This window comes from Bradyrhizobium sp. ISRA464 (assembly GCF_029910095.1).
GTDB lineage: Bacteria > Pseudomonadota > Alphaproteobacteria > Rhizobiales > Xanthobacteraceae > Bradyrhizobium.
On the sequence record NZ_CP094526.1, the window covers coordinates 5,182,080 to 5,205,480 of the forward strand.

General features: G+C 64.6%; 19 protein-coding genes. 9 read left to right on the forward strand and 10 right to left on the reverse strand.

The genetic code is table 11. From position 1 onward, the window contains the following. Positions 1 to 11 precede the first annotated feature (11 nt). The gene (locus MTX19_RS24405) at positions 12 to 1,007 is read left to right on the forward strand and encodes an ABC transporter substrate-binding protein (RefSeq protein WP_280979668.1); all 996 of its coding nucleotides are present in this window, start codon (positions 12 to 14) and stop codon (positions 1,005 to 1,007) included. Positions 1,008 to 1,147: 140 nt separating this feature from the next. Beyond that, positions 1,148 to 1,831, forward strand: a complete 684-nt coding sequence (locus MTX19_RS24410; RefSeq protein WP_280979669.1) for a TetR/AcrR family transcriptional regulator — start codon at positions 1,148 to 1,150, stop codon at positions 1,829 to 1,831. Positions 1,832 to 1,884: 53 nt separating this feature from the next. Here the strand turns inward: MTX19_RS24410 and MTX19_RS24415 are convergent, their stop codons facing one another. Further along, complete coding sequence (locus MTX19_RS24415) at positions 1,885 to 2,670, reverse strand: enoyl-CoA hydratase-related protein (RefSeq protein WP_280979670.1); 786 nt, start codon at positions 2,668 to 2,670, stop codon at positions 1,885 to 1,887. A 74-nt stretch (positions 2,671 to 2,744) separates the two neighbouring features. Here MTX19_RS24415 and MTX19_RS24420 point away from each other — a divergent pair, with 74 nt between their 5' ends. Further along, positions 2,745 to 4,697: an AMP-binding protein gene (locus MTX19_RS24420; RefSeq protein WP_280985505.1), complete on the forward strand. Its 1,953-nt coding sequence runs from the start codon at positions 2,745 to 2,747 to the stop codon at positions 4,695 to 4,697. Between the two features lie 3 nt (positions 4,698 to 4,700). On the opposite strand, the gene MTX19_RS24425 is transcribed toward MTX19_RS24420, so the two are convergent. Further along, on the reverse strand, positions 4,701 to 5,510 hold the full coding sequence (locus tag MTX19_RS24425; protein WP_280979671.1) for an enoyl-CoA hydratase/isomerase family protein: 810 nt from the start codon (positions 5,508 to 5,510) through the stop codon (positions 4,701 to 4,703). A 157-nt stretch (positions 5,511 to 5,667) separates the two neighbouring features. Here MTX19_RS24425 and MTX19_RS24430 point away from each other — a divergent pair, with 157 nt between their 5' ends. The 6 genes from MTX19_RS24430 to MTX19_RS24455 all read left to right on the forward strand — a co-directional run bounded on the left by MTX19_RS24430 (position 5,668) and on the right by MTX19_RS24455 (position 13,770). Next, a complete protein-coding gene (locus tag MTX19_RS24430; RefSeq protein WP_280979672.1) occupies positions 5,668 to 7,203 on the forward strand; it encodes an AMP-binding protein in 1,536 nt (511 codons plus the stop codon). Continuing rightward, positions 7,200 to 8,381, forward strand: a complete 1,182-nt coding sequence (locus tag MTX19_RS24435) for a thiolase (protein ID WP_280979673.1) — start codon at positions 7,200 to 7,202, stop codon at positions 8,379 to 8,381. The genes MTX19_RS24430 and MTX19_RS24435 overlap by 4 nt, the downstream gene beginning before the upstream one ends. Then, the gene (locus MTX19_RS24440; protein WP_280979674.1) at positions 8,378 to 8,797 is read left to right on the forward strand and encodes a Zn-ribbon domain-containing OB-fold protein; all 420 of its coding nucleotides are present in this window, start codon (positions 8,378 to 8,380) and stop codon (positions 8,795 to 8,797) included. The genes MTX19_RS24435 and MTX19_RS24440 overlap by 4 nt, the downstream gene beginning before the upstream one ends. A 139-nt stretch (positions 8,798 to 8,936) precedes the next feature. After that, positions 8,937 to 10,100 carry an acyl-CoA dehydrogenase family protein gene (locus tag MTX19_RS24445; protein WP_280979675.1) on the forward strand — a complete coding sequence of 388 codons (1,164 nt, stop codon included), beginning with the start codon at positions 8,937 to 8,939 and terminating at the stop codon, positions 10,098 to 10,100. 9 nt (positions 10,101 to 10,109) lie between these two features. Continuing rightward, a complete protein-coding gene (locus MTX19_RS24450) occupies positions 10,110 to 11,717 on the forward strand; it encodes a carboxyl transferase domain-containing protein (RefSeq protein ID WP_280979676.1) in 1,608 nt (535 codons plus the stop codon). Positions 11,718 to 11,736: 19 nt separating this feature from the next. Next, positions 11,737 to 13,770, forward strand: a complete 2,034-nt coding sequence (locus tag MTX19_RS24455; RefSeq protein WP_280979677.1) for a biotin carboxylase N-terminal domain-containing protein — start codon at positions 11,737 to 11,739, stop codon at positions 13,768 to 13,770. Positions 13,771 to 13,813: 43 nt separating this feature from the next. On the opposite strand, the gene ugpC is transcribed toward MTX19_RS24455, so the two are convergent. The 8 genes from ugpC to deoC all read right to left on the reverse strand — a co-directional run bounded on the left by ugpC (position 13,814) and on the right by deoC (position 23,168). Next, complete coding sequence (gene ugpC, locus MTX19_RS24460) at positions 13,814 to 14,911, reverse strand: sn-glycerol-3-phosphate ABC transporter ATP-binding protein UgpC (RefSeq protein WP_280979678.1); 1,098 nt, start codon at positions 14,909 to 14,911, stop codon at positions 13,814 to 13,816. Between the two features lie 72 nt (positions 14,912 to 14,983). Continuing rightward, positions 14,984 to 16,423 carry an extracellular solute-binding protein gene (locus tag MTX19_RS24465; protein WP_348638319.1) on the reverse strand — a complete coding sequence of 480 codons (1,440 nt, stop codon included), beginning with the start codon at positions 16,421 to 16,423 and terminating at the stop codon, positions 14,984 to 14,986. A gap of 48 nt (positions 16,424 to 16,471) precedes the next feature. Beyond that, on the reverse strand, positions 16,472 to 17,509 hold the full coding sequence (locus MTX19_RS24470; RefSeq protein ID WP_280979680.1) for a carbohydrate ABC transporter permease: 1,038 nt from the start codon (positions 17,507 to 17,509) through the stop codon (positions 16,472 to 16,474). Then, on the reverse strand, positions 17,506 to 18,381 hold the full coding sequence (locus tag MTX19_RS24475; RefSeq protein ID WP_280979681.1) for a sugar ABC transporter permease: 876 nt from the start codon (positions 18,379 to 18,381) through the stop codon (positions 17,506 to 17,508). The genes MTX19_RS24470 and MTX19_RS24475 overlap by 4 nt, the downstream gene beginning before the upstream one ends. Beyond that, entirely contained in the window at positions 18,378 to 19,313 is a 936-nt protein-coding gene (rbsK, locus tag MTX19_RS24480; protein WP_280979682.1) for a ribokinase, read from the reverse strand. Before rbsK ends, MTX19_RS24475 begins: the two co-directional genes overlap by 4 nt. A gap of 5 nt (positions 19,314 to 19,318) precedes the next feature. Then, entirely contained in the window at positions 19,319 to 19,774 is a 456-nt protein-coding gene (locus tag MTX19_RS24485) for an RbsD/FucU family protein (protein ID WP_280979683.1), read from the reverse strand. Between the two features lie 78 nt (positions 19,775 to 19,852). After that, positions 19,853 to 22,240, reverse strand: a complete 2,388-nt coding sequence (locus MTX19_RS24490) for an aldehyde dehydrogenase family protein (RefSeq protein ID WP_280979684.1) — start codon at positions 22,238 to 22,240, stop codon at positions 19,853 to 19,855. Positions 22,241 to 22,250: 10 nt separating this feature from the next. Then, positions 22,251 to 23,168: a deoxyribose-phosphate aldolase gene (deoC, locus tag MTX19_RS24495; RefSeq protein WP_280979685.1), complete on the reverse strand. Its 918-nt coding sequence runs from the start codon at positions 23,166 to 23,168 to the stop codon at positions 22,251 to 22,253. Positions 23,169 to 23,401: the final 233 nt, after the last annotated feature.

Genomic DNA, 23,401 nt, shown 5'->3' on the forward strand with positions numbered 1-23,401 from the left:
GGAGGAACGCCATGGATCGCCGACAATTCTTGACCACGACCGCGGGTCTTGCCCTGGGAACGTTCACGGCGGCGGCGCCCGCGATCGCGCAGGCCCGCACCAAGCTTCGCGTCGGCTATCTGCACACGGTCGCAGTCGACGGCCAGATCTGGACCGGCATGGACCGGGGCAGCTTTGAGAAGCAAGGGCTCGATCTCGAATTGCGCCAGTTCAACACCGGCCTCGAAATCTTCCAGGCGCTGATTGGCGGCAGCCTCGACGTTCTCGCCACCGGCGCCGTGCTCTCGAACTTCCCGGCTCGGGGCCAGGGCAAGGTGTTCCTGATCAACGACATCGAGGTGGCAACCGCCCAATTGTGGGTGCGGTCGGATCAGGGCATCAAGTCCTTTGCGGACCTGAAGGGCAAGCGGATCGCCACCGCGACCGGCACCACCGCACATGTGTTCCTCGACAAGGCGCTGCGCGCCAACAAGATCGACCCGAAGGACGTTGAGCTCGTCAACCAGACCATGCCGGCGGCCGTGACGGCCTTCGTCTCCGGCGCCGTGCCGGCCGTCGCGCTCTGGGTCCCGTTCAACGTGACGGTTCGGGACAAGGTGCCCGGCGCGGTCAAGCTTGCCGACGCATCGGCCTATTACCCCCAGGCCGCCATCATCGGCGGCTGGGCCGCGGCCAACGACTACTACGAGCCGAACAAGGAGACGCTCGCCAAGCTGATCCGCGGCTGGACCGACGCCAACGACTACATAGTCGCGAACAGCACCGAAGCCATGGAGAAGCTGCAGAAGGGCCACTACAGCCAGACCCCGCTCAGCGACATCAACGAGTCCTTCAAGGCCCAGAAGATGTTCACGTCGCGGGATTGGAAGCGCCTCTATTCGGACGGCACCGTCACGAACTGGCTGCAGCAATCGACCGACTTCTTCATGGCCAATGCCGGCGTCAAGGACTTTACGCCGGCGAGCAAATACTTCGACCCCAGCCTGTATCTGAAGACGATCGCGTAACCGTCTCGATGCCCGCGCTTCGGACAACGAGCGATTCGCTCGCTGTCCGAGCGCGGGAACGCCGCGGTTGACCCGATCAACAAACATCGCCAATAATCGACGGGATCACATCGCCAACGTGGAAGAGACGGCGGTTTCTATTGGAGTCCAGCGGCCGCCAGCGCAACGCGTCAAAGGGCAACGCGCCTTCCAGGCCGCGTGCGCCAAAGCCCAATGCGGCAAAGCAGGCCGCGAGTCTCCCCACCAAGTCTGAAAAATCCCGCAACCTGATTCTGCAGTCAGCGGCCAGGCTGTTTCACGAACAGGGATTCTCGGCGACGACCCTGCGCCAGATCGCGGCCGCCGCCCGGATAGAGGCCGGCAGCATCTATTACTATTTCGATTCCAAGGAAGCCATTCTGGACGAGGTGCTCGATCGCGGCCTGCGTCACGTCTTCGAGTCGGTGAAAGCCGCCGTGAACGGAGCCGGTCAGGCGTCGCACCGCAGGCGTATCGAGCTGGCGATCGAAGCCCATCTTGTTGCGCTTTTGGAATCCAGCGACTTCACGTCCGCCAATATCCGCATCTACGGCCAGTTGCCGGAGCATCTGAAGAAACCGCATCGGCCGTTGCGGCGTGCCTACGCGCGATACTGGGACAAGCTTTTTCTCGATGCACGCAAGGCCGGCGAGATCCGCGCCGATATCGAGATCGTCCCGCTCCGCATCTTCGTGATCGGCGCGCTGAACTGGACCGTCGAGTGGTTCAGACTGGACAGCAAGGACGATGTCCTCAAGCTTGCGCGGCGAACCCAGCTGATGGTGTTCGACGGCATCAAGAAGTAGCGGCCTGCGTCCGAAGCGACACCGCACAGCGCCGTCGCAGCTCGAGTCGTGCCCTAGAGCCCCTGCCAGTTCGGCTTCCTCTTCTCGGCGAAGGCCCGCGGCCCCTCGATCGCATCCTGGCTGGCGTAAACCTCGACATGCAGGCGATCGCCTTCGATCGCGCCGCGTTCGTAGCCGAGATCCATCGCCGCGAGCACGGTTGCCTTGGCAGCCTTCACCGACAGCGGCGCGCCCTCGGCGATGGCACGCGCCAATTGCAAGGCGCGGGCGCGCACGGCATCCGGCGTCGGTTCCAGGTAGTTGAGGAAGCCACATGCGGCCAGGCGCTCGATCGGCATAGTCTCGCCGGTCAGCACCAGTTCCATCATCAATGGTTGCGGCAGCATCCAGAGCATGGGCACGGACCACGGCGTCCCCCGCCCCATCTTGACCTCAGTGATCCCGGCCCGGCTGCCGCTCAAGCCGACCCGAAGGTCGGATTTGAGCGCAAGCATCATGCCGCCCGCCATCAATGACCCCGTCATGGCCGCGATGATCGGCTTCGTCACTTTTCGCATCGCGGTCTGCATGGGGTCCCGCATCAGCGTCAGGATATCGACGCCGTCTCGCGCCCTGATCTCAGCCGCCTGCTTCAGGTCGAGGCCGGCGCAGAACACGCCGCAATCTGCGGAGGTCAAGATGATGGCGCGCACCGCGGCATCGGCCTCCGCCCTTGCCCAAGCCTCGGTCAGGCCGTTCATCGCTTCGACGGATAGCGCGTTCTTGCGCTCCGGCCGATCGATCGTCACGGTCGCGATGCCTTCGCTGATCTCGTAGCGCACGGGTTCCTGGTCGGACATTGTTCGCTTCCGTATTTTCTAACATCTGTTAGAATACATCGACGCCGGCCAAACACAACAGACACGTTGTCGACATGCCATATCTCTGGACGCCACCGCCGGAACTGGTGGAACGAAGTAATCTCACCGCCTTCCTGCGCGCGACCGGCCAACCGGACTACGACACATTGGCCGCCAAGGCGGATGCAGACCCCGCGTGGCTGATGGCGGAAGTGTTCCGGTTCTGCGACGTCCGCTTCTACAAACAATACGACCAGATGCTTGACCTGTCGCGCAGCCAGCCCTGGGCGCGCTGGTGCGTCGGCGGCACCACCAACATCGTCCTCAACTGCCTCGACAAACATCGTGGCACGCCGGTCTGGGATCAGACATTCCTGCTGTGGGAAGGCGAAGACAGCAACGAGCAGCGAAGCCTCACCTACGCAGCATTCGCGGCCGAGGTCGACCGGCTGGCCAGCTCACTGCGCAAGCTCGGCCTCGGCCGGGGCGACGTGGTGGCGATCTACATGCCGAACCTGCCCGAGACCTTCGTCGCGTTCTTCGCCATTCTCAAGATCGGCGCGATCGTCATGCCGCTGTTCTCGGGCTTCGGTCCAAGCCCGATCCAGGCGCGCCTGAACCATGGCGAAGCCAAGGCGGTGATCACCGCGAGCGGAACCCGGCGCAGGGGCATCGCCGCTCCGCTCAAATCGGTGCTTGATGATGCGCTGCAAAGCGTTCCCAGCGTCCGCCACGTGATTGTGGTTGAACGTCAGGGGCTGAGTATCGAAACACTGATGCACCCGGGCCGCGATCTCTGGTGGCACGACATTGTGCCTGCGGGCGATGGCGATATCGCAACCGTCGAGATGCAGGCCGAGGATCCCGCGATCCTGCTCTACACCTCGGGCACCACAGGCGAGCCGAAGGGCTGCGTGTGGACCCATATCGGCTTCATCGGCACGATGGTGACGCGCGACATCATCATCTGCGGAGACTTCAAGGCATCCGACCGCTTCTTCTTCCTCAGCGACATGGGGTGGATGGTCGGCGCGATGTGCGCCTCTATTCCGAGCTTCGCCGGCGGCAGCCTGCTGATCGCGGAGGGGACGCCCGACTATCCCGACACCGGACGCTTCTGGCGCCTGATCGCCGATCACCGGGTGACCTATCTCGGCGTATCGCCCACGATCGTGCGCAGCCTGATGCGCTACGGCGACGAGGTCGACAGATTCGACCTCTCCAGCCTGCGGATCACGGCCTCGGGCGGCGAGGCCTGGACGGAAACGCCCTGGACCTGGTTCTTCGAACACGTCTGCAAGAAGGCCATTCCCATCATCAATATCTCCGGCGGCACCGAAATCGGCGGCTGCATCTTCACCGGCACGACCAACCATCCGATGAATCCGTGTTCGTTCTCGCGGCCCGCGCTCGGCATGGGGGCCGACATCGTCGACATCTCCGGAAGGCGCGTGGCCGATGGCGAAGTCGGCGAGCTGGTGCTCCGTCACTCCTCGATCGGCCTGACCAAGGGTCTGTGGAAGGCCGACGCGCGTTACATCGAAAGCTATTGGAGCGCGCTTCCGGGCCTTTGGGTGCACGGCGATTTCGCCATGCGCGGGCATGACGGCCTCTACTACATCCTCGGCCGGTCCGACGACACCATCAAGATTTCCGGCAAACGCACCGGCCCTGCGGAGCTCGAAGGCATCCTGATCGGGACCGGCAAGCTCGCGGAGGCCGCGGTGTTCGGCATTCCGCATCCGGTCAAGGGCTCGGCCATCGTCTGCGCCTGCGTGCCGATGCCTACAATTGGCAGCACAAATGGATTGGCCGAAGAGCTGTCGGCCGCGCTGGTGCGCGGCATGGGGGCATCCTACCGCCCCGAGAAGATCATCCTAGTCGACGATTTGCCGCGCACCCGCAACATGAAGATCATGCGCCGGGTGCTGCGCGCCATGTTCGAGAACAAGGACCCCGGCGACCTGTCGGCGCTCGCCAATCCCGAGGCGATCACGCATATCCGCGAGCGGCTGGCGGCCGGCTGATCGTCAGATCGGGCAGTCCGGCGGGAACGACGGCTTGCGCTTCTCGAGATGCGAGGCCAGCCCCTCTCGCGCTTCGGCACCGCTGAAGCCGAGGATTTCGAGCGCGGTCGAGGTGTCGAACAGCGGACCGTTGACGCGCAGCCAGTTGTTGAGCGCGTATTTGGTCCAGCGGATCGCGCTCTGCGCGCCGCTCGCCAGATCCTGTGCGGTCTCGAGCGCAATCTTCTGCAGCTCGGCGTCCTCGACGCACAGCGATACCAGCCCGATGCGCTCGGCCTCCTCGCCCGACAGCGGCTTGCAGGTCAGCAGGTAATATTTGGCCTTGGCGAGGCCGCACAGCAGCGGCCAGATGATGCAGGCGACGTCGCCGGCCGCCACGCCTAGCCGGGTGTGACCATCGACGATCCGCGCCGATTTTCCGCAGATCGACACATCGGCGAGAATGCCGACCACCAGGCCAGCGCCGACCGCGACACCGTTGATCGCCGAAATGATCGGCTTGTTGCAGTTGATGACGTTGTAGACGAGATCCTTCGCCTCGCGCCAGGTCGCCATCCGCGCGACCGGATTGTCGAGCAGGCTCTTGATCAGCTCGAAGTCGCCGCCAGCCGAAAACGCCTTGCCCGCACCGGTGACGATGACAGCGTTGATCTCGGGATCGTCGTTGATGTCGCGCCAGATGTTGGTGAGCTGGGTGTGGGTCGCGGCGTCGACGGAATTGTAGGTCTCGGGCCGGTCGAAGGTCAGCCGCAGGATCCGTTCGGCGGGATAGTCGATCTTGAGGCGGGTGTAGGCTTTGTAACGGTTCGACATCGGCATTTCCTCGTGGTTCCCTCGCCGCGCGAGGCGCGTTCGACCTATCAATTCTTTCTAACAGATGTTAGAATTTAGGACCGATCGACGGGCGTCGCAAGCTCGGAGTTTGGACCAAGATTGTCGGCAAAGACAGCGCGTCCTTTGAGGAAACATGATGACCGGCCAGGATAGCCTTCCCGCGCACGCGGGCTCGATTGCAACCGTCGGCGCTCTTTTCAGTACCTGCGCCGCGCTGAACGCAGGATCGATCGCCCTCGAATACCGCGACCGTCGCATCAGCTACGGCGAACTTCTCGACCGCGTGAAGCGCGCCAGTGCCATGCTGACGGCGCAGGGGCTGCGGCGCGGCGACCGGGTCGCCCTGCTCTCCCGCAACCGCCCCGAATATTTCGAGATCGAGCTCGCCGCCGCCAATCTCGGCGTCATCACCGCATGCCTGAACTGGCGCCTGTCGCCGCGTGAGCTCGCCTACTGCGTCGAGCTGGTCTCGCCCAAATTGCTGATCGTCGAACCTGACCTGGCTGCTTCGCTGGGATCCGGCCCGGCCTGTCCACAAATCGAATTAGGCATGCAGTACGATCGCCTTCTCGCGCAGCAGGATGGCCGCGGCGTCCTCTTGACGGCGCAGCCCGAGGATGGGCTCGTCATCCTCTACACCAGCGGGACCACTGGCCTGCCCAAGGGGGCGGTGATCTCGCATCGTGCGATGATCATGCGCGCCCTGGTATTCACGTCGGAACTCGGGATCACAACATCAGAGAGCTTCGTCGCCTGGGCTCCTCTGTTCCACATGGCCTCCACCGACCATGGCCTCGCTACGCTGTTGCGCGGCGGAACGGTCGTGATCATCGACGGCTTCCAGATCGAGCCGCTGCTGAAGGCGATCAGCTCACATCACATCGGCTGGCTCGTGCTGATCCCGGGCATGGTGGAGGCGCTGGTCGAGGGCATGCGAGCAGAGCGGACAACCGCCAAGGGCGTGCGCGTCTGCGGCGCGATGGCTGACCTGGTGCCGCCGCATGCGATTGCGGCGGCGACCGAGCTGATCAGAGCGCCCTATCTCAACAGTTTCGGCTCGACCGAGACCGGTCTGCCCCCCGCCACGCGCGATCTGATCCCGATCGGCGTTGCGCCGACGCGGCTGTCGAAACGCCAGAACGCATTCTGCGAGGTCAAGCTGGTCGATCCCGCCGACAACGAGGTGCCGCTCGGCAGCCCCGGCGAACTTGCCATTCGCGGCGGCACGGTGTTCTCGGGCTACTGGCAGGCGGACGAGGTGAATGCACGCGACTTCCGCGGCGGCTGGTTCCACATGGGCGACGTGTTCCGGCGGAATGAGGACGGCACGCTTGATTTCGTCGACCGCGCCAAATACATGATCAAATCCGGCGGCGAGAACGTCTATCCCGCCGAGATCGAACGCGTTCTCTTGACCGACAAGCGGATCACCGAGGTTGCGGTGGTGCGGGCACGCGATCCCAAATGGGGCGAGGTGCCGGTTGCCTTCGTTGCGTGCCGGGACGACAGCCTGACGGAGGCTGAGCTCGTCGAGCTCTGCCGGCGCGACCTTGCCGGCTACAAGCGCCCCCGGCAGTTCCATTTCATTGACTTCGCCGATTTCCCGCGTTCGACCAGCGGCAAGGTGCAACGCCACGAACTCGAGAACCGCCTCACCAAGGTCGCGCCATGAGCCGTGACAATCTCCGCGGCAAGGTCGCCATCATCGGGATCGGGCTGTCGCCGGTCGGCAAGGTCCCGGGCCGCAGCCCGTTATGGCTCGCGGCCGATGCAGCAAGGAAGGCCGTCGCCGACGCTGGCATCGACAAGAGCCAGATCGACGGCGTGCTGTCGAGCCACGCCTTCGCCTCGCCGTTCCATCGCTTCAGCGTGGCATTCAGCGAGTATTTCGGCATCCAGCCGACCTTCTCCAATAATCTCCAGGTTTCGGGCGCGACGGCCGCCACGATGTTCAACATCGGCGCCGCCGCGATCTGCGGCGGGCTGGCGGAGGTCGTGCTCGTCGTGGCCGCGGACAGCCTGATGACCGGGCTTACGTCGGACCTTGCGCTGCGCTCGCTGACAGAAAGCCGCGACCAGCAATACGAGATGCCGTTCGGCATTCCCGTCGCTAACACCTTCGCCATGACGGCGCACCGGCACATGAAGGAGTTCGGCACCACGCCAGAACAGCTCGCCGAGGTCGCGGTCACGCAGCGCCGCCACGCTTCGCGCACCCCCGGCGCGCAGCAAACCGCGCCGATCACGGTCGACGACGTCCTCAACTCCGGCATGGTAACCACGCCGTATCACAAGCTCGATTGCTCGCTGATCTCGGACGGCGGCGCCGCGTTCATCCTGACCTCGGCCGAACATGCCAAGACGCTTGGCATCAAGAGGCCTGTCTACATCCTCGGCGGCGGCGAATGCTACACCCACGAGCACATCTTCCTGATGCCGTCGCTGACGGTGACGGGCGCCGTCGAGTCCAGCCGGCGCGCCTACGAGATGGCAGGCTACGGCCCGGACGACATGCACGTCGCCGGCGTCTACGATTGCTTCACCGGCACCGTCATCGTGATGCTGGAAGACCTCGGCTTCTGCCCGAAGGGCGAAGGTGGGCGTTTCGTTGCCGACGGCCAGATGACGTACGGCGGGAAGATCCCGTCCAACACCCATGGCGGCCTGCTCTCGTTCGCCCATTCCGGCATCCCCGGATCGTTGTTTCACTTCCACGAGGTGGTTGCACAACTGCGCGGCGACTGCGGTCCGCGTCAGGTCACGGGCGCGAAGCTTGGCCTGGTGCACAGTCTTGGCGCCGGGTTTGCCACCAACGCCACGACCGTGCTCGGAACGGAGGATACGCTGTGATCTCAGCCGAAGATGCCGCCCGCAAGCCGCTGCCGACGCCGGATGCAGATACGGTCGCCTTCTGGCGCGGCCTGCGCGACGGCAAACTGCTTCTGCAGCACTGCGTGGCCTGCGGACATGTGCAGTATTATCAGCAAGCGACGTGCCGGGCCTGCGGGCGCGACGAGCTCGAGCACCGCCCCGCCAACGGGCGCGGCAAGGTGCACTCCTTCAGCGTTGTTCACCGCGCGCCGGGACCCGCGTTCAAGGCCGACGTCCCCTACGCCGTTCTGCTGGTCGAGCTGGAGGAAGGCCCGCGGATGATCAGCACCTATACCGGCGGACCGCCGAACGACGTCACCTGGGACATGCCGGTCGTGCTGGCCTTCGAGAAGGTCACGGACGAGGTAACCTTGCCGCGGTTCCGCAAGGCCTGATCGTCCGGCACTCAGCTCTCTGCTCGCCTAGTGCACCATTTTCTAACAAATGTTAGAATTAGTCGTTGAACTCGGCGGCCCCGCCGCCTAAGAATGATCGTGCCGATCAGCATGTCGACGTGCCGTCTAGGGAGGACGCATGGATTTCGATCTCACGCACGAGCAGCGGCAGATCCTCGAATACGGCGACACCATCGCCCAGCGATTCGATCGCAAATACTGGATGGACTGCGCCGAGAAGCGCGTGTTTCCGGAGGCCCTGTATCGGCAGGTCGCGGCAGACGGCTTTGTCGGGACCATGGTGCCGGAAGAGTATGGCGGCGCCGGACAAGGTATGGTCGAGATGCACCTGTTCCTCGAGGGGCTCTCCAACAACGGCATCCCGCTGTTGAACCTCGTCGTCGGCGCTGCGATGAGCCTCGGCTTCATCGCCAAGTACGGCTCCGAGCCCCAAAAGAGGCGCTACCTGCCCGATGCGTGCCGGGGAAACATCCGCTTCTGCTTCGCCATCACCGAGACTGATGCGGGAACCAACACCATGCGCACTGCGACGGTCGCAAAGCGGCGCGGCAACCGCTTCGCGCTGAGCGGGCAGAAGACCTTCATCACCGACGCCGACGGTTCGGATTTCGCGCTGGTGGTGGCGCGCACCACGCCCCACACCGAGGTGCAGCGCAAGACGGAAGGCTTCACGCTCTTCATCGTCGACCTGAAGGCCAAGGGTGTCCAGAAGCAGTACATCCCCGTCAGCATCCCTGCCCCCGAGACCCAGTGGCAGCTGTTCTTCGACGAAGTCGAGCTCGGCCCGGAAGACGTCGTCGGCGAGATCGACAAGGGTTTCGGCATCCTGTTCAAGAGCCTCAATCCCGAACGTATCCTGGTCGGTTCGATCTGCTGCGGCCTCGGCCGCTATGCGCTCAACCGTGCCGTGGCTTACACACGCGAGCGCAAGGTCTTCAACAATGTGCCGATCGGCGCCTATCAGGGCCTGCAGCATCCGTTGGCGAGCGCGCGCACCGATATCGAGCTCGCCTCGCTGATGACGCTGAAGGCGGCGTGGATCTTCGATCAGGGACGCGAGGCCGGTGAGTTCGCCAACATGGCCAAGCTCGCCGCGGCCGATGCCGGCATCAAGGCCGTCGATACCGCAATCCAGTGCCACGGCGGCAACGGCTTCACCAAGGAATACGGCATCTTCGACCTCTATCCATTCGTGCGCCTGCTCAAGACCGCGCCGCTGAACCGGGAAATGATCCTCAACTATATCGGCGAGCACGTCATGGGCTTGCCGCGCAGCTACTAGGACTGCCCCATGGCAGTGATGAAGTCAGACGTCGCGGTCGGCAGCGAGGAATATCGCCGCAACCGGCAAGCCTACGAGGCGCGGATCGAAGATCTGCACCGACGCCGCGCCGAAGCCGCGCTCGGCGGCCCGGAGCGCGCACGGCGCCTGCACAAGGAGCGCAATCAGCTGCTGCCGCGCGAGCGGATCGCCGCGCTCATCGATCCGGGATCGCCGTTTCTGGAATTCTGCCAGCTTGCAGGCGAAGGCATGTACGAGGGCGTGCCGCCCGGCGGCAGCATCATCACCGGCGTCGGTGTCATCAAGGGGCGCCCCTGCATGGTCATCGCCAACGAGCCGACCGTGAAGGGCGGCACCTATTACGGCATCACCTGCAAGAAGCACGTCCGGGCCCAGCGCTTTGCCTGGCAGCACCAGCTGCCCTGCATCACGATGGTGCAATCCGGCGGTGCCAACCTTCCCGACCAGCCCAACATCTTCCCCGACGAGGGCCAGTTCGGCTCGATCTTCTACAACCAGATCCGGATGTCCGGCGAAGGCATCCCGCAGATCGCGATCGTCCACGGTCCCTCGACGGCAGGCGGCGCCTACATGCCCGCACTGTGCGACGAAACAGTGATCGTGCGCAATCAAGGCGCGATGTTCCTCGGCGGCCCGCAGCTGGTCTACGCCGCAACGCGCGAAGAGGTCGGCATCGAGGAACTCGGCGGCGGCGAGATGCACAGCCGCATCAGCGGCGTCACCGATCACCTGGCCGAGAATGACGGCCACGCCATCGCGATCACCCGCGACATCGTCGCCAATCTGGGCGAGATCCCCGCGCAGCGCTGGACGGTCGCTCCGGTGCGCGAACCGGCGTTCGACCCGAACGAGATCTACGGCCTGATCAGCTCCGATCCACGCATCCCGACCAACAATCGCGACATCCTCGCGCGCCTGGTCGACGGCAGCGAATTCCACGAGTTCAAGCCGCTCTACGGCGACACCCTGATCACGGGCTTCGCCAAGATCATGGGCTTCGAGGTCGGCATCCTCTGCAACAACGGCGTGCTGTTCTCGGAGAGCGCACTGAAGGCGACACACTTCATCGATCTCTGCTGCAAGCGCAACATTCCGCTGCTGTTCATCGCCGATGTCACCGGCTTCATGGTCGGACGCGAAGCGGAAGAAGGCGGCATCTCCAAGGACGGCGCCAAGATGATCACGGCGATGGCGAGCGCCAACGTGCCGAAATACACGCTGATCATCGGCAATGCCTATGGTGCCGGATATCTCGCGATGTGCGGGAGGGCCTTCAAGCCCAATGCGATGATGATGTGGCCGAACGGCCGCTCGGCGATCATGGGGCCGGATCAGGCGGCCACCACGCTCGCGATGGTCCGCGACGAGGTCCACAAGCGCGAAGGCACCAGCTGGACCGATGCCGAGCGCGAAGCCTACATGGTGCCGACCCGCAAGACCTTCGAGGAATTCGCCAATGCCTACAATTTCGCGCGGAACACCTGGTGCGACATGGTGATCGACCCGCTGGAAACGCGCCAGGTGATGGGCCTGCTGCTCGACCTCGCCGGCCGCTTGCCGGGCCAGCCCACGAATTTCGGCGTGCTCCGGATGTGACCGATGGAGGACCGCTGTCGTGTTTAAGAAGATCCTGATCGCCAATCGCGGCGAGATCGCTTGCCGGATCGCCCGCACCTGCCGGCAGCTCGGCATCGCCGTCGCCGGTGTCCATTCCTCGGCGGATGCCGGCTCCCTCGCGGTCAAGCTGATCGGCGAATCCATCGAGATCGGGGGTGCCCCGGCGGCCGAAAGCTACCTCAACATTGACGCCGTTATCGCGGCCGCCAAAGCCGCCGGCGCCGAGGCCATTCACCCCGGCTTTGGCTTCCTCGCGGAAAACGCCGCCTTTGCCCGCGCGGTGGAAGCTGCCGGCCGCGTCTTCATCGGCCCCACGCCGGAGACGATCGAACGGCTCGGTGACAAGGCCTGCGCCAAGGCAGAAGCCGCGGCCGCAGATGTGCCGACAGTCCCTGGCAACACGACGCCGAGCGACGATGCCGGCGAGATTGCGCGGACCGTCAGCGAGCTCGGCCTGCCCGTCATGCTCAAGGCCGCGGCCGGCGGCGGCGGCAAGGGCATGCGCGCGATCACGACGCTGGACCGCCTCGGCGACGAGATCGAATCCGCCATGCGCGAAGCCAGGAATGCGTTCGGCGGCGCCGGCCTTATCGTCGAGAAGCTGATCGAGCGCGGCCGCCACATCGAGGTGCAGATTGCCGGCGACGGCAAGGGTAATGTGATCCATCTGTTCGAGCGCGAGTGTTCGCTGCAGCGGCGGCACCAGAAGCTGATCGAGGAAGCTCCAGCCGCCAACCTGCCCGACCCGCTGCACAAGCGCATCCTTGCCGACGCGGTCCGGTTGGGCCAGCGCCTAAAGTATCGCGGCGTCGCTACGGTGGAATTCATCGTCAGCGGCGACAGCTACTACTTCCTCGAGGTCAATCCGCGCCTCCAGGTGGAGCATCCCGTCACCGAGATGGTGACTGGCCTCGATATCGTCGAGCTCATGCTCCGGATCGCGGCTGCTGAAGGACTGCCGTTTTCGCAAGACCAGGTCCACCTTCGCGGGCATGCCGTCGAAACCCGCCTCTGCGCCGAAAATCCAGACCGCGGCTTCATGCCGTCGACCGGCGAGCTTGCTCACGTGCAGTTCCCCAACGGCAACATTCGCGTCGAGACTGGAGTCGAGACAGGCTCCGTGGTCACGCCGCACTATGATTCCATGCTGGCCAAGCTGATTGCCCACGCAGACACGCGCGATGCAGCGCTTGACCGGCTGGCAATCGCCCTGGACGAAACCTCGATCCTGGGCCTGACAACAAACCAGGATTTCCTCAAGCGCTTGATCGCGCTGCCCGAGACGCGGAACGCCACGTTCCACACCCGCCTGATCGACGATGATATCGCCTCTCTCACTGCCGTGAACCGGATGCTGGACGTCGAGGCGTTGGCGATGGCGGCCTGTTTCTGGCTGCTGCAGGGCCGCCCCGCCGCGTCAACCAATCCCTGGCAGGCGCGGCAGCTCACCGGATGGCAGATGACCTCGGGCGGCGACGGACTGTCCCCCATCCCGATCCTGCACCTGGAGAGCGGAGATGCCAGCGCTGAGATCCGCCTTGCGCCTCTGGCCGCCGACGGCTCGATGCTGGTCGGCATCGATGACGCGCGCATCCGCGTCAAATTGACCAGCCTCGGCGACCACATGTTCGCGGCGATGACCGGGTCGCAACATCGAACCGTTCGTATCCAGCAGCAGGGACAAACGATCTTCGTTCAGGAGCGACAGAAGCGTCACACGCTGACGGCGATGCCCTATCTCGGCTACATCAGCGCGGCGACCGAGGTCAGCGGCGAGTTGCGGGCGCCGATGACGGGCGTGGTGTTGGAGGCCAACGCCGCGGTCGGTGATCGCGTCAAGGCAGGCGATACCGTCGTCGTGATGGAATCCATGAAGATGGAATTGCGCCTCACCAGCAAGATCGACGGCATCGTGACCGCGATCCATTTCCGTGCCGGCGACACCGTCGAGCGCAATGCGGCGGTTGCCATTGTGGATGCCGAACAGGTTGCGCCAGCGCCAAGCCATCCCGCTGCGGACGGCGCGTCATAATACCTGGCTCGCCGCGCCATGACGCGAAGTCGGCCCAATTGAATCAGGGCGCGGCGATCGTCTGCCCTGACGTGCGGTCGAACAGATGGGCGCGTTCGAGATCGAGGTTGACGTCGAACGGCCGGTCCGGCTCCGCGGCGACGCCGACCTGCATCTGCGCCGTGAAGGGAAAGTCGCCGACGCTACCGATCACCAGCGTATGCGGGCCGAGCGGCTCCACGTCCTTCACGATCATGCGGATGGACGTCTCGGCCGGCGCCCCCTGGTGCAGGACATGATCGGGCCGCACGCCCAGCACCACGTGCTTTCCGACGCTGCCGGCATAGGCCGCCTCGCGGGACTTCGGCAGCCTCAACGCCGTGCCGGATGGCTCGGTGAAAAACAGTCCGCCATCGCGGGCAGCTATCTCACCATGGATGAAGTTCATGCTGGGCGCGCCGATGAAGCCCGCGACAAACAGGTTGCTCGGCCTCTCATAGATCGTGATCGGATCGGCCGCCTGCTCGATCCGGCCTCGATTCATCACCACCACGCGGTCGGCCATCGTCATGGCCTCGACCTGATCGTGCGTCACGTAGACGATCGTCTTGGCGAGCCGGCGGTGCAGCGCCTTGATCTCGGTGCGCATCTCGATCCGCAGCTTGGCGTCGAGATTGGACAGCGGCTCGTCGAACAGGAAGACATCGGGGCTGCGCACGATGGCGCGGCCGATCGCCACGCGCTGACGCTGACCGCCCGACAGCTGCTTGGGGCGGCGATCGAGATATTGCTCGAGGTCTAGGATCCGCGCGACGTTCTTGACCGATTTCTCGATACTGGCGCGCGACTCGCCGCGCACCTTCATGCCATAGCCGATGTTCTCGCCGACCGTCATATGCGGATAGAGCGCGTAGTTCTGGAACACCATCGCGCAATTGCGCAGGCCCGGGCGCAGTTGCGTCACATCGCGATTGCCGATCCGGATCGTGCCGCCGGTGACGGTCTCGAGCCCCGCGATCATCCGCAACGTCGTCGTCTTGCCGCAGCCGGACGGGCCGACAAGCACGACGAACTCCTCGTCGGCGACGTTGAGATCGAGCCCTTCGATGATCTTATAGGGCCCGTATGACTTGCTGACGTTCTCGATCTCGACGTGCGCCATGGAGTCCTTTCTGTCTCTCGCAGGTAGAGGTCCCGGATGACGGCAGGCGTCACCCGGGACCTCATGAGCATGCTAGTTCTTGGGCGGCAGGCCCATCGCCGCGCGGTAGGCGGCGAGCTGTTTGGCACGGCCGAACTCGTCGGTCAGACGATTCCATTCCTTCGCCATCGCGTCGAGCGCCGCCTGCGGCGTCGTCTGGCCGGCGAGCGCCTTGCCGAGCTCGATCTCCACGACCTCGGTGTAGGAGAAATAGCCGGGCAACCGCATGTCGAGCGCGACGTTCTTGGCGTTGATCGAGTCCGACTGCGCGCCGAGATATTCCTTGGCCTCTTCAGACGTGAAGATCTTGCTCCAGAGCTGCAGATTGGCGGTGTGCGACTTGCGATAGGGATTGACGCCGCTGCCGCCGGTGATCGCCGCCTGGCCGGACACTTCCGGGCTGGTCAGCGTCTTGACGAAGTCCCACGCCGCCTGCTGGTTCTTGCCGGCCTTCGGCACGGCAATCTGCCAGCCGCCGAACGCCATGAACGGGCCCGGCAGAACGGACGGGAACTTGTCCCACTTCTTGGTCTTGGCGTTCCAGATCTCGTCCGAACCGGGCAGCATCGCCGAACCGACCTTGCCAGAGATCTTCGACTGCTTCGGATCAGCGGCGATGACACCCGTGTCGCCCCACCCGATCGACTCCGCGACCTGACCGCCGGCCACGGCCGCGTTCACTTCACCAAACGAGAAGTTCAGCGCGTTGGGCGGTCCGAGCTTCGAGGCGCGGATATATTCCTCCAACCCCTTCACCCAGCCCGGATTGTTGATCTGGGCGTCCATCGTCTCCGGATCAAAGAACATCGCGCCCGGATAGTTCGGGTTGTTGGTGTAGGCCGCCGCGTGGCTGAAGAAGAACCAGAACTGCTGGCCGCCGCGACGGAACGCTTCGGCCGTTCCCCACAGCCCCTTGTCCGGACGCTGGAAGAACTCGGCGATGTCGAGATACTGCTTCCAGGTCTTCGGTGGCGCCAGGTCGTAGCCGTATTTGGCCTTGAAGGCGTCCTTTTCCTTGGGATCGTTGAACAGATCGGTGCGGTAGGTGTAGGTGTGCACGTCGCCGTCCATCGACTGCGAATAGATCTTGCCTTCCCACACCATCAGGCGTTCGCGGTAGGCCGGCTCGATGTCGTCCCAATCCTTGCCGGACTGCATCTCCTTCGGCATCTCGCTGAGATAGGGAACGAAGTCCGGTAACCAGGCCGGCGCAAAGCTGACGAGATCGAAGGTCGCATCCGACGACGTGAGCGCGGTCGCGATCTTCGGATACAGCTCCGACCACGGAAACTCGACGACATTGACCTTGCCGCAGGTCTTCTTCGTCCATTCGTCGGCGCCGAGCTTGAGCGCGGACGCGATATACGGTCCGGTCTGCGACGCCACCGTCAGGGTGACGCCGGAATAATCCGGACTGCAGGCGGCGCTCGCCTGGGCCGTGATACAGGCCGTGGCGAGCGAGGTGGCAAGCATCAGAAACGTTCGTCGCAACATGGTTTACTCCTCCCTACCTAAGTTTTCTTACTTGATGGCTCCGAGCAGCAGGCCCGACCGCATCATGCGGCTCAGCAGGCCCGCCATGATCATCATCGGAATGATGGCGACCAGCGCCGCGGCGGAAATCGCCCACCATTCATCACCGCGCTGGCTGTTCTGTCCCGCCACCAGGATGGGAAGCGTCTGCCACCTGGAATTGGTGAGAAACAGCGCAAACAGGAACTCATTCCAGACAAAGGCCAGCGTGATCATGAAGGTCGCCAGCAGCCCGTTCATCGACATCGGCACCACGATGCCGAAGAAGATGCGCCAGCTCGGCACGTTGTCGACCATCGCGGCCTCCTCGACCTCGATCGGCACGGCCTCGAAGAAGTCCCGCATCAGCCAGACGACGATCGGCAGTGAGAACGCGACGTAGCACAGCGTCAAGCCGACATAGCTGTCGATGAGCTGGAAGCCGAGCCGGCCGATCTCGCTGTAGAGCAGATACAGCGCAAATGCCGCGACGATCGGCGGGAACATGCGCTGACTGACGAACCAGAACAGGATGTCCTCATTGCCGAGGATCGGTCCTGGCAAGGGAAGCCGGTTGGCAACAATCGCAACGACCAGCGCGATCGGGAACGCCAGCAGCAGCGCCTGCGGCCGCGTAAAGCCAAGCGTGTTGTTGAAGACGAGATAGCCGCCGAGCGCGAGCAGGAGGAAGGCAAGGCCCGCGCCGAGGCGGACCTTGAATTCGAACCGCACCAGCGCATAGGCTGCCATCGCACCGATCGTGGTCGCGATCGCCGCGGCCGACAAGCCGACGATGGTCGAGTTCAGGAAGGTCCGGAAGAACTCGCCGCGGATCCCCTGATAGAGATCGATGAAAGCCTGCAAGGTCGGCGTGAAGTCGACGAACGGCAGATAGGTCGGGCCGCCGACCACGCCCGGCGGCGTCTTGAACGCCGTCACGACCACCCAATAGAGCGGAAACACCGTGATCAGGCACCAGACAAGGACGCCGGCAGCCACCAGGCGGCGACTCCACGGCGAAAGTCCGGTCAGGTCACGCCCGCTCATCGGCGCTTCTCCAGATGCGGCCGCAGCAGCGTCAGATAGGTGACGCCGATGATCGTGATCGCGATCAGAAACAGGAAGCTCAGCGCCGACGTGTAGCCGAGATTGAACTTCTTGAAGCCCTCCTGGTAGGCGAACAGGGTCAGCGTCTCGGTCTCCACACCCGGCCCGCCGCCCGTCATCACGAAGACAGTGTCCATTATCTTGTAGCTCTCGATCAGCCGGATGAAGACGACCGCGGCCGAGATCGGCAGCATCATCGGAAAGGTGATGCCCCAGAACTGCTGCCAGGCGCTGGCGTTCTCGAGCTCGGCCGCCTCGTAGACGTCTTCCGGCAGCGTCTGCAGGCCGGCCAGCATCATCAGGATCACGAACGGCGTCCACTGCCAGACCTCGACCGCGATGATGCAGGCGAGCGCCCAGTGTCCATTGGTGAGAAACGGCAGGTTGGCCAGACCAAACTGGCCCAGGAATTGGTTAAGCGGTCCCATGGTCGGGTTGAAGATCATGCGCGCCACCAGCGCCACGGCCACCGGCGCGAGCAGCATGGGCAACAGCAGGGCGACACGAAACAGCCGCTCGCCCGGCACGCGCGCATTGAGTGCCAGCGCCACGCTGAAGCCGATCGCGTATTGCAGCCCGACGGCGATGAAAGCGATCAACGTCGTGGTGAAGATCGCGTTCCAGAACCGTGGCTCCTGCAGCAGCGACGCATAATTGCCGAGCCAGACCACCCGGGGCGGGATCGGCGGAATCAGCCGATAGCTGAGGAAGCTCGTGGTGAGCGAATAGATCAGCGGAAAGATCGAAATCGCCAGCACGACGAGCACGGCCGGCCAGATGAAGACATGCTTGATCGGATCATTCCGCATCATGGAGAGGATCGCTCTCTCAGCAATGCATCGATCTCAGCGCGCCGCGGCATGGAGGGCGCCGTCCCGGCTCGCGTCACGGAAATGCCGGCCGTCGCTGAGCCGAAGCGCGCAGCTTCGAGCGGATCAGCACCATCCGCGAGCGCCGCCGCGAAGCCGCCGACGAATGCGTCGCCCGCACCGGTGGTTTCGATCACCTTGCCGGCGGCAAAGGCCGGCACGTGCAGCGAGCGATCGCGCCCATGGAACAACGCGCCGCGCTCGCCGAGCGTGATCAGCGCCGTCCCCGCCCCCTTGGCCAGCAACGCGTCGCCCGCGCGGCGGGCACCGGCAAGATCGCCGACGGCGATCCCGGTCAACGCCTCGGCCTCGGTCTCATTAGGCACGACATAGTCGCAAAGCGCGAACAGTCCGGCGTCGAGCTTGATCGCCGGCGCGGGGTTGAACACCGTGATGCTGCCCGCGGCACGCGCGAGCTCCAGCCCGCGCCGCGCGGCATCCACCGGCTGTTCGAGCTGGGTCACGAACACCCGGCTGTCGCGAATGGCATCGGCCGCCGCGTCGACATCGGCCGGGCTGAGACCGCCGGCCGCCCCCGGCACCACGATGATCGCGTTGTCGCCGCGTGTCTCGTGGACGTAGATGAACGCCGCGCCGGTCGGCGCGTCCGCGGTCTTGGCGACACGCGGCCGGATGCCCTCGGCCTCCCAAGTCTTGATCGCGAGCTCGCCGAAGGCGTCGCTGCCGATCCGGGAGATGAAGGTCACGCCGGCCCCCGCGCGCGCGGCCGCCACGGCCTGGTTGGATCCCTTGCCGCCGGGCCCCATCGCGAATCCCGATCCGGCAATGGTCTCGCCAATCGCCGGCATGTTGCCGGCGCGGAAGGCGAGATCGACGACGAAGACGCCGAGGATGGCGACGCCGTTCCTGCTCATGGCGATCACTCTCCGTCCGGCCCAATGACGCCCTTGCTGAACAGGAAGCAGCCGTAGAAGCGGCGCTCGCCCGTTGCGATCACGCAGTAAGCCGTCTTGGCCTTTTCATAGAAGGCGTGACGCTCGACGCCGACGAGCGGCCAGGACCGCCCCTCTGCGGTGTCGATCGCCGCCTGCACCTCGCGCTGCACTGGCGGCACCTCCTGCGGCTGTCCTACGATCTCCATCCGGATCGCAGCATCGTCGACGAAAGTGTCGAGCGGCAGTACCGAGAGAATGGCCTCGACCGCCTTCGCGGCACTCACATTGTCGATGCGCAGCAGCCGGCCGAGAGCCGTCTGGCGCGCGATGGAGTCGGCGGGAAAATTGGTGTCGCAGACCACCACGCGATCCCCGTGACCCATGGCGCGCAGCGCATAGAGCACGTCGGCGTTCAGCAGTGGATTGATGCTCTTGAGCATATTGCCTCCTCCCTTCCTTGAAATCGTCCGAACTCTGACGGTCCGGATCTTGGTTCGCCTCACGGCAAGGCAGTGTCTCTAGTCTCCATAGGGAATCCAGATGTTCTTCACCTGCACGGCGTGACGAAGCAGGATCGGACCTTCGGATGCGGCCTTGTCATACCAGTCGAGCATCAGGCCGTGGTCGACGAACGTGCGCTTGAGATTGCCGACCGACAGCCGTTCCGCCGCAGCCGAGGCTTCTAGCGAACCGAACACCCAGAGTGCATCGACATCGTCGTGCTCGGCCAGCACCTTCACGAGCTCGTCCCGGCTGCCGGTGACGATATTGACGACACCCGCCGGCACATCCGATGTCTCCAGCACCTGGTAGAAATCGGTCGCGGCGAGCGGATGCCGCTCGCTCGGCACGGCGACGACACGGTTGCCCAGCGCAATCAACGGCGCCACCAGACTGATGAAGCCGAGCAGCGGCGCCTCGTCGGGACAGGCGACACCGACCACGCCGATCGGCTCGTGCATTGCGAGCGCAACGCCGCGGAGCGGCGGTGCATGGATCGTTCCCTCGAATTTGTCGGCCCAGGCCCCATAGCTGAACAGCCGCTCGATACTGGCATCGACCTCCGCGCGCGCCTTGGCGCCCGATACACCGGTCATGTCGGCGATGCGCCGGGCCAACTCGTCGCCCCGCGCGGAGAGATTCTCGGCAAGGTAGTAGAGAATCTGGGCGCGATTATGCGCGGTCGCCCTCGCCCACGCTTCGGCCGCACGCGCTGCGGCCACCGCATTCCGGATGTCCTTGCGGTTGCCTTCGCCCACTTCACCCAGATGCCGCCCCTTCGGCGACAGCACGGCGCGCGAGTAATTCCCGTCGGGCCGCACCTGCTTGCCGCCGACGAACAGCTTCGCGGTCCGATCGATCGGCGGCACGCCAAATCCGGGACTCGCTCCAGTCGGAGCCGGCTGCGGCGACGCCTTGGCACGCGCCTTTCGCCCGCTCCAGGCCCTGGGCTTGAGATATTCATACATGCCTTCGCGGCCGCCCTCGCGGCCGAAGCCGGACTCGCGATAGCCGCCAAAGCCCACGCTGGCGTCGAACAGATTGGTCGCGTTGACCCAGACCACGCCGGCGAGCAGTTTCGGCGCGATATCCAGCGCCAGCCCGATCGTCTCGCTCCAGACGCTGGCGGCAAGTCCGTAGCGTGTGTTATTGGCGAGCATCACGGCCTCATCGGGCGTGCGGAACGTCATCGCCACCAGCACCGGCCCGAAGATCTCCTCGACCGCCACAGTCGAAGACGGCTGCACGTTCCAGAGCAGCGTCGGCGGATAGAAGTATCCCTCGGCGGGAATCGCGCCGGGCGCCTGATATTTCTCGGCGCCTTCCTTTACCCCGGTCTCGACCAGCGACTTGATCCGCTCGAGTTGCACGGGCGCAACCACTGCCCCCATGTCGATCGTCTTGTCGAGCGGCATGCCGACACGCAGCGTTTCCATGCGGCGAATGAGGCGCCTGCGGAAGGTCTCCGCAATCCCCTCCTGCAGCAGCAGGCGCGAACCGGCACAGCAGACCTGGCCCTGGTTGAACCAGATGGCATCGACCACGCCTTCCACGGCGCCGTCGATGTCGGCATCATCGAACACGATGAAGGGCGATTTGCCGCCGAGCTCAAGTGTCAGCGACTTACCCGTCCCCGCGGTCGATTGCCGGATCAGCCGCCCGACCTCGGTCGATCCGGTGAAGGCGATCTTGTCGACATCAGGGTTTTCGACGAGCAATGCGCCGGTCGCGCCATCGCCCGTCACCACATTCAGCACGCCCGGCGGCAGACCCGCTTCTGCCGCAAGCTCCGCAAACAGCAAGGCGGTCAGCGAGGTGAACTCCGCCGGCTTCAGCACCACCGTATTGCCTGCGGCCAGCGCGGGCGCAATCTTCCAGGCCAGCATCAGCAGCGGGAAATTCCACGGGATGATCTGCCCGATGACGCCGACCGGCACCTGATCGGCGAACTCACGCTCCTGCAATTGCGCCCAGCCGGCGTGGTACAGGAAATGGCGCGCGGCCAGCGGGACGTCGAGATCGCGGGTCTCGCGGATCGGCTTGCCGTTGTCGATCGCCTCCAGCACCGCAAACAGGCGGGCATGACGCTGCAGCATGCGCGCCAGCGCATAAAGGTGGCGCGCGCGGCCGTGCCCCCCGAGTTTGGCCCAAAGCGGCTGCGCGGTGCGCGCGGCACCCACCGCGGCCTCAACGTCGGCGGCGGAGCCTTCCGCGATTTTGGCCAGTGTCTTGCCGGTGGCAGGCTCGATCGTCGTGAGGTGCTTGCCGGAATGCGGCGCGACGAACTTGCCGTCGATGAAGTGCCCGAACACGGCGCCGTGCTGCTTCAGCCAGGCCCGCGCCTCGCCGTCTGCCTCGGGAGCGGGACCGTACTCCATGGTCTCGTAGTAATGTGCGACGCTCATCGCCGGAGTCTCATCCCACAGGGTGGCGGTTGAAGGCCGAGTAGCGGCCGGTGACGTGATGCTCGAGCTGGCGTTCGATATCGGCGAGCAGGCTCGACGCACCGATCCGGAACAGGTCCGGCTCGAGCCATTCGCGGCCGAGCTCCTCCTTCATCAGGAACTGATAGGTGAGTACGTCCTTTGCCGTCGAGATTCCGCCGGCGGGCTTGAAGCCGATCTTGTAGCGGGTGCGTTCCTGATACACGCGGATCATCCGCAGCATCGCGAGCGTGACGGGCAGCGTCGCATTGACGCCCTCCTTGCCGGTCGACGTCTTGATGAAGTCGGCGCCGGCCATCATGCAGACCATCGATGCCTTGGCGACATTGCGCAGCGTCTTGAGATCGCCGGTGGCCAGAATGGTCTTCAGATGCGCATCGCCGCAGGCCGCGCGAAAATCCTTCACCTCGGCGTAGAGCGCGCGCCAGTCGCCGGTCAGCACATGCTCGCGGGTGATCACGATGTCGATCTCCTGCGCGCCGTCCCGGACCGAGGCCTCGATCTCCTTGAGCTTCAGGTCGTGCGGCACGAGGCCCGCCGGAAATCCGGTCGAGACCGCGGCGACCGGAATGTCGGATCCGTCAAGCGCTTCGACTGCGGTCGCAACGAAACGGTGATAGACGCAGACCGCGCCGGTGTGCAGCTCACGCCCGGCAAAGCCGAGCGCCTCGAGAATGTCGCTTCGCACCGGGGCCTTGGCCTTGGCGCAGAGGCGCTTCACCCGTTCGGCGGTATCGTCGCCGTTGAGGGTCGTCAGGTCGATGCAGGTGATCGCCTTCAGAAGCCACGCGGCCTGCGCATCCTTCTTGACGGTGCGCCGCCCCGGCAGGCTCGCCACGCGTCGCTCGGCGGCGGACAGATTGATCCTGATTTCGTCGACCCAATCCATCTCGAGCGCGCGGCCGCTATTGCGCAAAAGCGAAACCGCGTGCGGCTCACTTCGAACGTGAGGCGGCATCGGCACCGCGGATGGATTCTGTATGAAGACGCTCTGCGTCATCGAAACACCGGCCGTCCTAGCGAATCGACTGAAACGCCAGATAGATTGAATGTCCCGATTGCAACATGTGATCCTCCCAGATCCTGTCCGCTGGAGCTCATCGCCTGCCCGACGCACGACAT